The 11,256-nt window shown below is 66.0% G+C and carries 9 protein-coding genes; 3 read left to right on the forward strand and 6 right to left on the reverse strand.

Features of this window, described 5'->3' with window-relative positions; all coding sequences use genetic code 11:
- Nucleotides 1–279: 279 nt before the first annotated feature.
- Complete coding sequence (locus FMZ75_RS14220; RefSeq protein ID WP_370464720.1) at nucleotides 280–870, forward strand: TetR family transcriptional regulator; 591 nt, start codon at nucleotides 280–282, stop codon at nucleotides 868–870.
- On the opposite strand, the gene FMZ75_RS14225 is transcribed toward FMZ75_RS14220, so the two are convergent.
- The 4 genes from FMZ75_RS14225 to FMZ75_RS14240 all read right to left on the reverse strand — a co-directional run bounded on the left by FMZ75_RS14225 (nucleotide 846) and on the right by FMZ75_RS14240 (nucleotide 7,432).
- On the reverse strand, nucleotides 846–2,780 hold the full coding sequence (locus FMZ75_RS14225; RefSeq protein ID WP_166143689.1) for a methyl-accepting chemotaxis protein: 1,935 nt from the start codon (nucleotides 2,778–2,780) through the stop codon (nucleotides 846–848). The two genes, FMZ75_RS14220 and FMZ75_RS14225, sit on opposite strands and share 25 nt — an antisense overlap.
- A gap of 98 nt (nucleotides 2,781–2,878) precedes the next feature.
- Nucleotides 2,879–4,372, reverse strand: coding sequence for a hypothetical protein (locus FMZ75_RS14230; protein WP_166143691.1), 1,494 nt, complete (start codon nucleotides 4,370–4,372; stop codon nucleotides 2,879–2,881).
- A gap of 35 nt (nucleotides 4,373–4,407) precedes the next feature.
- Nucleotides 4,408–5,088, reverse strand: a complete 681-nt coding sequence (locus tag FMZ75_RS14235; RefSeq protein WP_166143693.1) for a bifunctional 2-polyprenyl-6-hydroxyphenol methylase/3-demethylubiquinol 3-O-methyltransferase UbiG — start codon at nucleotides 5,086–5,088, stop codon at nucleotides 4,408–4,410.
- A gap of 166 nt (nucleotides 5,089–5,254) precedes the next feature.
- Nucleotides 5,255–7,432: a glycosyltransferase gene (locus FMZ75_RS14240; protein WP_246728971.1), complete on the reverse strand. Its 2,178-nt coding sequence runs from the start codon at nucleotides 7,430–7,432 to the stop codon at nucleotides 5,255–5,257.
- A 259-nt stretch (nucleotides 7,433–7,691) separates the two neighbouring features.
- On the opposite strand from FMZ75_RS14240, the gene FMZ75_RS14245 reads away from it, so the two are divergent.
- Nucleotides 7,692–8,345: an ABC transporter ATP-binding protein gene (locus FMZ75_RS14245; RefSeq protein WP_166143697.1), complete on the forward strand. Its 654-nt coding sequence runs from the start codon at nucleotides 7,692–7,694 to the stop codon at nucleotides 8,343–8,345.
- Nucleotides 8,346–8,352: 7 nt separating this feature from the next.
- The gene (locus FMZ75_RS14250; protein WP_166143699.1) at nucleotides 8,353–9,627 is read left to right on the forward strand and encodes a lipopolysaccharide biosynthesis protein; all 1,275 of its coding nucleotides are present in this window, start codon (nucleotides 8,353–8,355) and stop codon (nucleotides 9,625–9,627) included.
- Nucleotides 9,628–9,633: 6 nt separating this feature from the next.
- Here FMZ75_RS14250 and rfbA read toward each other — a convergent pair whose 3' ends face one another.
- On the reverse strand, nucleotides 9,634–10,503 hold the full coding sequence (rfbA, locus tag FMZ75_RS14255) for a glucose-1-phosphate thymidylyltransferase RfbA (protein WP_166143701.1): 870 nt from the start codon (nucleotides 10,501–10,503) through the stop codon (nucleotides 9,634–9,636).
- 2 nt (nucleotides 10,504–10,505) lie between these two features.
- The coding region (rfbD, locus tag FMZ75_RS14260; RefSeq protein WP_166143703.1) for a dTDP-4-dehydrorhamnose reductase at nucleotides 10,506–11,256 on the reverse strand (751 nt) is incomplete at its 5' end.

The following is an 11,256-nucleotide window of genomic DNA, read 5'->3' on the forward strand; positions in this document are numbered from 1 at the left end:
CGACTAGAGCGAAACTATGGGGCCGAAAATCATCGAATCGGCCTGATTTGTCAACCATTGTTGATATCGCCGGTGAACCGGTCGCCGAGCGACGCCGGAGGTCGAGCCCCTCCGCCGAGTTCACCATACGGATAGCGAACGTGACCTTGGCTAGGAAAGGTTCACATTCCCCTAATGGGCGAATGTGCAAAAATTTCGGCGCCGGACTCCTTTTGCCGCTGAATGCCGATTGACGCCGCGCAGCGCGCGAACAATTCTGCTTCCGGGGAAAGGACTCTGGTGCGGCCGAAGAAATGCGAGAAACGTTCGGGGGAAGCGACGCGGCGACGCATTCTCGCCGCCGCGGTGACGCGTTTCGCGCGCGCCTCCTATGAGGAGGTGAAGCTGCGCGATATTGCCGCGGATGTCGGCGTCGACGTGGCGCTGGTGCACCGGTCCTTCGGCTCCAAGGAGCAGCTCTTCGCCGCCGCCGTCCTCGACGCCTGTCCGGCGGACCTCTTATCGGCCGAGCGCGGCCGCTTGAGCGCGGTCTTCGCGAATTTCGCGCTCGACCCGCAGCAGGGAGACGGGCTGCAGATTTTCGTCCGCTCGCTGACGAGCCCGCAGGCGCGCAATCTCGTTCGCGCCTGCTGCAATCGCGATTTCATCGGGCCGCTGGCCGCCAAGCTCGAAGGGCCGGGGGCGCAGCAGCGGGCGGCGTTGTTCGTCTCCTGTCTCATCGGTTTCTCGCTCTTGCGCGAGGTGCTGCGGGTCGAGCCGCTGCTCGACGATGAGGACAGCGGTCCGATGATGCAGCGGCTGCTCGCCGCCTGTCTCGACGAGGTCGGGCCGTTTTCGGCGGACGATCAGAATTCCTCCCAATCGTCCTGAGCCGCCTTCGGCTTGCGGGCGGCGCCGCCGCGTCCGGCCGAGACCGTCTTCAGCGCCGCTCGTGGCGCAGGAGCGGGCCTGTCGCCGAGCGCAAAGCTCGCCACCGAGCGCGTCAGCGCTTCCGTCTCCCTGCGCAGGCCATGGCTCGCGGCGGTGGTCTCTTCGACCATTGCGGCGTTCTTCTGGGTGTTCTGATCCATCAGATTGACCGCGGTGTTGATCTCGGCGAGGCCGGTCGCCTGCTCGCGCGCGCCGGCCGCGATGTCGGCGACGACCTTGTCGATCTCCGCCACCTGGGCGACGATGGTGTCGAGCGCCTTGCCGGTCGCGCCGACGAGCTCGACGCCTTGATCCACTTCGATCGTCGAAGTGGAGATGAGGCCTTTGATTTCCTTGGCGGCTTCGGCGGAGCGCTGCGCCAGCGCCCGCACCTCCGACGCCACCACTGCGAAGCCCTTGCCGGCCTCGCCGGCGCGCGCCGCCTCGACGCCGGCATTGAGCGCCAGCAGATTGGTCTGGAAGGCGATCTCGTCGATGACGCCGATGATCTGGCCGATCTGCTGCGAGGAGCGCTCGATCCGGCCCATGGCGTCGACGGCGCGGCGGACGATCGCGCCGCTCTTCTCGGCTTCCGACTTGGTGGCGCCGACGATGTCGCTCGCGTGACCGGCGCCTTCCGCGCTCTTTTTCACCGTGGTGGTGATCTCCTCGAGCGCCGCGGCGGTCTGCTCGAGGCCGGCGGCCTGCTGCTCCGTGCGGCGTGCGAGATCGTCCGCGGCCATGGCGATCTGGCTCGAGCCCGATTCGATGGCGTCCGCTCCGCCGGCCACGAGGCGGAGCGCGGCTTCCAGCTGGTCCATCGCCGCGTTGAAATCGCTCTGCAGCCGGCGATAGGCGTCCGGCATCTCATTGGCGAGACGATAGGCGAGGTTTTTCGACGCGAGCTTCTCGAGGCCGTCGCCGATCGCGCGCAGAGCCGCCTCGCGCTCTCTTTCCACCGCCGCCTGCTCGGCCTTGCGTCGCGCCTCGGACTCGTCGCTGCGGCGGCGTTCCTCGGCGGCGCGGGCCTCCGCGGCGCGCAGCTCCTGCGCGTTGCGCTTGAAAGTGTCGAGCGCGCGGGCCATGGCCCCGACCTCGTCGCCGCGCGCGATCCCCTCCACGGCGACGCCGAGATCGCCCTCGGCGATATCGCCCATCTGCTCGGCGAGGCGCGCGATCGGAGCGCCGATCTCGCGGCCGGAAATATAGAGAGACGCCGCGACGCCGAGCAATATGGCGATCACGCCGACGGCGATCATCGTCCAGATCGTCTGCTCGGACTCGCGGCGCAGCGCTTCGCCGACGCGCTTGTCTTCCGCCTCCGCCGCCACATAGATTGCCCGCATCTCATTGGCGATGGCGCGGATTTCTTCATCGACGCCGCGCAGCAGCGCCATGCCTCTGGCGAGCTGTTCCAAATCCTGCGGCTTCATCCGCGCGCCGAGCTCGAGCGCCGGCAGCTCCTGGGCGATCACGATCACGGGCTTGGCCTGCTCGAAGACTTTGGCGAAGCGGTCGCGATATGCTTTGATCGTCGCCGCATGGGCGGGATCGAGTTGCATCGCCTCACCGAGCATCTGGTCGACGCGTGGGCCGATGGAGGCGGCCTCCTGCTGAGCGGTCTTGGAAATCGCCGAATCCGTGTCATAGGCGATCATCTGATGGATCGAGAGGCCGAACTCGGTGATGGCGCGATTGGATCGCAGCAGCTTCACCACGGCGGCGTAGGAATGTTCGGTCAGCTCCTGATAACGCTGGCCGAGATCGTTCATGCGATAGACGCCCAGCGCCGTCGCTCCGAAAAAGAGGATGCAGGTCAGGACGAGCGGGAGGAGGCTCTTGGCGCCGAGCTTCATATCGTCGAAACGCATAGAAAAAACGTCCTTGTGAGCGGGGATCGATTGCGCGCCGGGGCGACGGTTCGGGCGGATGGTCGCGCCATCCGCCGAGACAAAGTCTAGCCTAAGCATCAAAAGGTTTCTGAAATCTCTATGCTTTCTGCTTTCGCGCGGGTCTGTGCGCGGCGCTCCGGCGCGCGCCACAGCTCTTCCGCATAGCCGCGCCTTATCCAGCTGCGGAAGCGGTAGCCGCGCGTGAAGCCGTAATCGGGCAGCAGCGCTCCGACCACGGACTGCCGGCCGGAGGAGCCGACCTGGCGATGAGCCTCCTGATTGACGCTGAGCAGCAATGGCGCCCAGCGGCCGATGCGCGCGAAATAGCCGCGGCAGACGGCGTCGCCCATTTCGGGGAAGGAGTCGCAATTGACGATGATGTCGCTGTCGACGACGGCGGCGTCGTCGATCTCCGGCGCCAGGACGAGATCGACGCCGGCGCCGCGCGAGGGCTCCGACGGATGGCGGAATTGCACGGGGATCTCGGGCGCGGCGCGGCGCAGCGCGAAGAATTGCACGGCGGCCACGGTCGGCAGATCGACGATCGTGTAATGGCGCGCGCCGGCGAGCAGCGCGTAGCGCGCCGCCTTGCCGAAGCCGCCGCCGATCTCGCAAATCTTCGGCCGCGCGACGCCGCTCGCCTCCATCGCGCGCAGCGCCAGATAGAGCGCCTGAATATCGCGGCCGTGCAGAACGCTCTCGCCGATCTCGAGGCCATAGAGCCCGTCGAAGACCGCCGGCGGCGCGATGGAGAAGCCGAGCGCCGCCTCGATCTCGGCGACCAGCCGTTGCGATGCGGCGACCAGCGTCTCGCCCTCATAATCCTGCTCGGCGCATTCCACCCGCGCGACGCCCAAATATTGCGCGAGCGAGGCCAGCATGTCGTGAAAGGGCGCGACGGCGGCGCGGCGGCCCTGTGGCGAGGCGGCGAGAAAATCCCGATAGGCCTCCTCGCCCTGCTCGATCCCGGTGGCGGCCGCGGATTTCTGCACGCCGACGAGGCATTGCGCGAGCGCTCGCGGATCGCCGCCGTCCAAAAGGCCGAGCAGCGGCCGATGGCGCCGCGAGACGATATCGGTCCACATGGCGCCGCCGCCGCCCAATCGCTGCGCGCCGCGGCCATGGACATGCAGCCTCCAGGCGCTCTGCAATTCCGCGGCGATTTCGCTGTCGCGCGCATCGGCCTGGCGCAGCGACAGTGTCGGCTCGAGCCGCGGCAGGCCGCGCCGCGTGGAGTTGATCAGCTCCTCGGCGAAGCTCGGCCGGCTCGCGCCTTCGAGCAGCCAGAAATCCTCTCCGCGCACGCGCGCGGCGAGCGTCTCATCGGGAAAATCCCCGTCCGGCAAATCGAAATGAAAGCCGTAGCGGCCGTCGCCGAATCCGGCCCGCGCCAGATCGTCGCGCGGCCGCTCGGCGCGGGCGAGCCCGATGACCGCGCCGGCGGAGCATATCTCGACCTCGAATCGATCGCTCGGCCGCAGGCGGTCGTAGACCCAGCCGGAAACGCGGCCGCCGCTCCTCTGATCGATATAGCCGAAGAGCTCCCGCCGTCGCCTGCGCGTGAAGAACATTCGCCATGCTCCTATGGCGCGCGGGCGCCGCGTCGTCATTTGCGCGCAAAAATCGACAGCGCGGCGGCGGAGCCGTTCTCCGCCTTGCGAATCTTCGAAAATCCGGCGTCGCGCAATGTCTCGATCAGATCGTCGCGGCGTGGGAGCGCGTCGCCCGCGGCGGGCGCGCCGTCCGCCGCGATCGGCGTATGGATGAACAGCGCGTCGGCGCGGCGCGCGAGAAGCGCCGTCGCCGCGAGCGGATCGGCGAAGCGGCGCAATGCGTCGCAGGCGACGACGAGATCGTAGCGCTTGTCCGTCTCGCGCAGGAACGCCTCCATATCGCCGAGCCAAAAGCGCGTTCGCTGGAGGCGCATCACTTCCTTGGCGACGAGGCAGCGGATGAAGCCGGCGCGGCTCGGCTCGATCGCCTCGACATGCGCGCCGGCGGATTCGAGAAGAAAGCTATGGCCCGCTTCGCCGGGCGCGAGCTCGAGCACAGAGCGGCCCGCGAGCGAGCCGAAACAATCGATCGCCCAGCGAATGCGCGAATCGTCGAAGGCTTCGATCGCGCCGGCGCTGACGCCGCATTCGGGCGGAAAGGCGCAGCTCCATCCGCCGATCGCGTCGACGGCGTTCTGCAGGCGCGGAAGGCGAGCCACATAGGAGTCGAAAATCTCCGCCGACCGTAGCGACGCCTGGCGTTTCAGCAGCCTGTCTCGCAGCGTCCTCAACATCGATCCGATCGTCCCTCCCCAATGATTCAGACGCGTTTTTCATCGCGTCGAAAACAAATCCGAGCTCTCGTTTTTCGAGCGCGTTGCGCTCGGGCGGCGCAGCGCCCCGCCGTGACGCGGCGCGACGGATTACGCCGTCGGGCCGCGTTTGGCAATTGTGCGGCGCTCACACGCGGAAATGCCGCCCCTGTGGAAGGCTGCTCAACAGTTGCAGGCGAGGCGCCGCATTGTCGCGGCTGTACCAAGGGCTGAATGCGGGATCCACATAGGCCGCCAGATCATATTTTTTGCGCAGCGCATCCTGTTCGCGGCGGAAGCGCGCGATATTGGCGTCGGTCTCGTCGCTGCCACGGCTCGCCGATTCATGATGATAGAGCGTTGCGAAAGGCGACCATATGACGCGAAAGCCAGCGCGGCCGGCGCGCATACAATAATCCGTGTCGTTATAGGCGATCGCGAAATTCTCTTCGTCGAGCTCGCCGATCGCGTCGCGACATGCGCGCGTGACCAACATGCAGGCGCCCGTCACCGCCGCCATGGATTGGCGCAGGCCGAGCCGGCCCATGGGGCCGGGAAAATCGCCGGGCATTCCGCAGAACCAATGTCCCGCCACCGAGCCGAGACCCATGATGACGCCCGCATGTTGCACTGTTCCATTGGGATAGAGCAGCCGCGCGCCGACGATTCCTGTCGATGGATAGGCGAGGCAGGAGACCATCTCCTTCAGCCAGCCGGCGTCGATGACTTGAATGTCGTTGTTGAGCAGCAATAGGCAGTCGCCGCGCGCCGCTCTCAATCCGCGATTGACCTGCCGCGCGAAATTGAACTTCTCCTCGACGATATCGACGGAAAAGAAGGAATGAGCGGCTCTCGTCCGCTCATAGAGATCGAGAACGTTCTTGTCCTTCGTGCCATTGTCGACGACGATGATCTCCATGTTCGGATAGTCGGTCCGGCGCGTCAGATCGTCGAGCAGGCGCGAGACGAGCGCGAAGGAATCGCGGCTCGGCACGATGATGGAGACGAGCGGCCAGGCATCCTCTTTCGGCGCGAATCGCACGCGATGAAGATCGGCGTTGCGCGCCGGCTCGATGTGCGCCGGCGCGCCGTCGACGGAATAATGCTCCGAAAGAGCGCGGCGTGCGCCCGCCGTGGCGCGATCGAGAAAGCTCACGGAATAGCTCTTCCCGTCGCGGCGCCACAAATAGGCCGGATAGGGAAGATGGACGATCTCCTCCGTCGCGAGGCCGCGCGTGTAGCGCAGCAGCAGATCGTAATCCTGCGAGCCGTCGAAACCCTGCCGCAGGCCGCCGAGCGAAAGCAGCCGCTCGCGGCGATAGAGCGAGAGATGATTGACGTAATTGACGCCGGAGAGCAGCACCGGGTCGAAGGCCGGCTTGAGCGAATAATGCTTGGGCTGCAGCTGCGCGTCGGCCACGATCTCGTCGGTGAAGACGAATTGCGTCTGCGGCGCGCGCTCGATCGTCTCCAGCAGCGCGTCGACGGCGAAGGGTGCGAGCGCGTCGTCGTGATCGATGAAGCCGACCCAATCGCCGCGCGCTGCGGCGAGCCCGCGATTGGTGGCGGTGGCGATGCCGCCATTCCGCTCGGCGCGCAAAATCGTCACATCGGGCGTCGCGTCATGGCGCGCGAGCCAGTCGATCGTCTCGCGCGAGGTCGAGCCGTCGTCGGAGAGGATCAGCTCATAGGCCCCGGCTCTTTGAATTCGAAAGGAGTCGAGCAATTGATCGAGATAGAGCGCGGGCGCGTCATAGACCGGCGTGACGAAGGAGACGGCGGGGCGCTCGCCGGGCCAGGCCGGAGCGCCGGCGAAGCGATGATTCGCCATGGCGATCACCTGCTCGAAATGCGGCGTCGCGCCGCGCACCTTGGCGACGCGCGCGCCGACGCCGGAAAGCTCCGCCGCGCCCGGCCGCGCGATGATCTCGCAGAGCGGCGCCGCGCGCTCGCCCCTCGCCGCAGCGCGCAGGCGTTTGCCGACGAAGGCGCGCACCGATTTCTCGTCATAGGCGATATAGGCGCGAAAGCGAAACTTCGAAGGGTATGAGGAAGGGTCGAAGCGCACATGGTGCACGCGGCCGAAGCTCCGCAGCGACACGACATAAATGCCGTCGCGCGTGTGCTTGAGCTCGATCTCCTCATCCGGGACGAAGCCCTTGCCGAAATCGATATAGATGCGCGGGTCGAGCGTCTGATCGGCGTCGGCGACCTCGAGAATGATATAGGCCGCGCGAAAAAATCGTGGGGCGAAGACGAAGAGCGGGTCGGGATCGATGGCCTGCCAGCTCTCCCAGCCGAGCCGTCGCAGGCCGGATCGACGCAAAGAAGGAATTCTCGGCAACAAGGCTCTGCTTTCCGCGGATGCGAGTCGGCTCGGGGCTTCGAGCCCGCGTCCTATAGTGGAGCCGCGCCGCCTTGACCATAGGTCCGGCAGGCGAGGCCGAAGGGACGCGCGGCGGAGCGAGGGCAAAAGTGGCGGAAAATAGGCCGATCCGCGTGCGTGGACGCGGCCGGCGCGCTGCGCTATAAGAGCCGCGGTTCGCGTCGTCGGCGGTTCTGGACGAAACCGGCTCGAAGAGAAGATGATCCAACTTTCAGACGTCTTCAAATTCTATAAGACCGAGCGCCACTCGAAGATCATCCTGGACCATGTGTCGATGGTCTTCGACTCGAGCTATTCGTATGGCCTGCTCGGCGTCAACGGCGCCGGCAAATCGACGACGCTCAAGATCATCGCCGGCACCGAATTGCCGAATTCCGGCAAGGTGCGCCGCACCGTGCGCGTCTCCTGGCCGCTCGGCTTCAGCGGCGGCTTCCATTCGGGGATGACGGGCCGCGAGAATGTGCATTTCGTCGCGCGCATCTATGGCGCCGATCCGCGCAAAGCGGCGATGTTCGTGGAGGAATTCTCCGAGCTCGGCGATTATTTCGACGCGCCGGTCAAGACCTATTCGTCGGGCATGGGCGCGCGTCTCGCCTTCGGCATGTCCATGGCGATCGAGTTCGACGTCTATCTCATCGACGAGATCACCGGCGTCGGGGATATGAGCTTTCAGAAGCGATGCCAGGAGGCTTTCGATCAGCGGCGCAAGAACGCCAGCGTGATCCTGGTCTCGCATTCCATGCAGACGATCGCCGATTATTGCGATCGCGGCGGCGTGCTGGTCGAGGGGCGGCTCTTCATGTTCGACACGGTCGGCAAGGCGATCGAAATGTACAACCGCGTGAACAGATAGGGCGAGGATGGACGAGCCTCAAAAGTCTCCCGAACTTCGCACCGTCAATGCGCTGGAGCGCGCCGAGGCCGTCCAGCGCTTCTTGTCGGAGGCGGCGCGGCGGGCGCGCTTTTCGGCGCGCGCGCGCGGCGCCTATCAGAAATCCAGCTTCGCGGAGCGCCGCGGCGCCAGAGCGATGCGCATCGCCTTCCTGATTCTCGCCATCGTCATTGTGGCGATCCCCAATGTCGCGGGGGCGCTCTACTACGGCGCGCTCGCCTCCGACCAATATGTCGCCGAGGCGAAATTCACCGTGAGCAGCGCGGCCATTCCCAAGCTCGACGGCCTCGGCTCCGTGACCGGCCTGCCGCAGATGATGATTTTTCAGGATACGATGATCATCGCCGATTATATTCAGAGCCGGGCGATGGTGGAGCAGCTCGAGCGGCAGGTCGATCTGCGCGAGCGCTACGGAGCCGAGCGGATCGATTGGTGGGCGCGCTTCGACAAGTCGAAATCGATCGAGAAATTCACCGATTACTGGAAGAAGATGACCGCCGCGACGATCGGCTTTCCATCGGGAATCGTCACGCTGACGATTCGCGCCTTCTCGCCGGCCGACGCCAAGGCCATCGGCGACAGGGTGATCGCCGATTGCGAGGCTCTGGTCAACGAGCTCAATGAGCGGATGCGGCAGGACACGGTCCGGGCGTCGGAGCAGGATCTCGCGCGCGCCGCCAAGCGGCTCGAGGTCGCGCGCGTGAATTTGGAGCGCGCGCGCAATGCGGAAGGGCTGATCGACGTCCGCCAGACGAGCAAATCGCAGAGCGAGCTGATCTCGGCGATCGAGCATGATCTGCTGAAATATCAGCAGGAATATCTCACGCAGTCGCGTTACGTCGACGAGAGCGCGCCGCAGATGCGGGTGATGAAGCGACGCATCGAGGCGCTCGAGAAGCAGATCGTCGAGCGCAAAGCGGAGATCACCAAGCGCGAGGCGCAGGGGATCGACGCGCTCGCGCGCAAAACGCTCTCCGGCAAGATGACGACATTCGCCAATCTCGATCTCGAACATAAGATCGCCGAGTCGAGCTATGAGATCGCCACCGCCTCGCTCGATGGCGCCCGTCTGCTCAGCGAGCGCAAGCTGCTCTATCTGCATCAGATCGAGGCTCCGGCGCTGCCGGAGGAGGCCCGCTATCCGCGGCGCTGGCTCTATTTCGGCGTGCTGTTCGCGATTTCGCTGGCGCTCTACGGAATCATCGTCGGCCTCATCGCCTTCGTGCGCAATCACATGGCCTGAGCGGTCTCAACGTTCTCGCGCCACTTGCGTCAGATAGGCGCCATATTGGCTCTTGACCAATTTCTGCGCGGCGGCGCGCAGCGTGTCGGCGTCGATCCAGCCTTGGCGGAAGGCGATCTCCTCGAGGCAGGCGATGCGCTGCCCCTGCCGCAGCTCTATCGCGCGCACATATTCCGCCGCCTCCAGCAGCGAGGCCGGCGTTCCGGTGTCGAGCCAGGCGAAGCCGCGCCCCAATCGCTCGACCGTCAATTCGCCGCGCTGGAGATAGATGTTGTTGAGATCGGTGATCTCCAATTCGCCGCGCGGCGAAGGCCGCAGCTCCGCCGCGAAATGCGGCGCGCGCTCGTCATAGAAATAGAGGCCCGTGACCGCCCAATTGGACTTGGGCGCCTTCGGCTTCTCCTCGAGCGACAGCGCGCGGCCATCGGCGTCGAAATCGACGACGCCGTAACGCTCGGGATCGGCGACGTGATAGGCGAAGACGGTGGCGCCGCGGCGCGACGCCTTCGCCTTGGTCAGCGATTCGGTGAGGCCATGGCCGTAGAAAATATTGTCGCCGAGCACGAGCACCGAGCTTCGCCCTTCGACGAAGCTCGCGCCGATGACATAGGCCTGCGCCAGCCCATCCGGGCGCGGCTGCACGGCGTAGGTGAAAGAGACGCCCCATTGCGCGCCGGAGCCGAGCAGGCGCCGAAAGGCCGCTTCATCTTCTGGCGTCGTGATCACGAGAATTTCGCGCACGCCGGCGAGCATCAGCGCGCTCAGCGGATAATAGATCATCGGCTTGTCATAGACCGGCAGCAATTGCTTGGAGACGGCGAGCGTCGCGGGATGAAGTCGCGTTCCGCTGCCGCCGGCGAGAATGATTCCACGCATTTTCAGGCTCCTCGGTCTGTGGGGCCGGCGAGCAGCCTGTCGACGCAGGCTGCGAGCGATCGGCGCCAGTCTGGCAGAGCGACGCAATAGACATGTGAAAGCTCGGCGTTGTCGAGGCGCGAATTGGCCGGGCGCCGCGCCGGCGTCGGAAAATCGGCCGTCGCGATGCGACGCACGCGCACGGCTCGACGGCCATGTTCTGTCGCGCGCGCGAAGATCGCCTCTGCGACATCGGCCCAGCAGGCTTCGCCGGCGCCGGTCATGTGAAACACGCCGCGCAGCTGCGGCGCGCCGTCCTGCCGCAGGCGGGCCGCGACGGCGAGCGCGGCGTCGGCGAGGTCGAGCGCGCTCGTCGGATTGCCGAGCTGATCGGCGACGACGCCGACCTCCTCGCGCGTCTCGCCGAGGCGCAACATAGTGCGCACGAAATTCACGCCGAAGGGGCTGTAGACCCAGGCCGTACGGAGAATGACCGAGTTCGGACAGAGCGCGGCGACGCGCCTTTCGCCTTCGAGCTTGGAGCGGCCATAGGCGCCGAGCGGCGCGGTTGCGTCGTCCTCGCGATAGGGACGCGGCGCGGAGCCGTCGAACACATAATCGGTGGAAAAATGGATGAGCGGAACGCCGAGCTCGGCCGCCGCCTCGGCGACATGGCCGGCGCCCTCGCCATTGACGCGAAACGCGAGCTCTTCTTCCTGCTCGGCCTTGTCGACGGCGGTATAGGCGGCGGCGTTGACGATCACATCGCCGCGC

This window comes from Methylosinus sp. RM1 (assembly GCF_011378635.1).
In the GTDB taxonomy this organism is placed as follows: Bacteria; Pseudomonadota; Alphaproteobacteria; order Rhizobiales; family Beijerinckiaceae; genus Methylosinus; species Methylosinus sporium.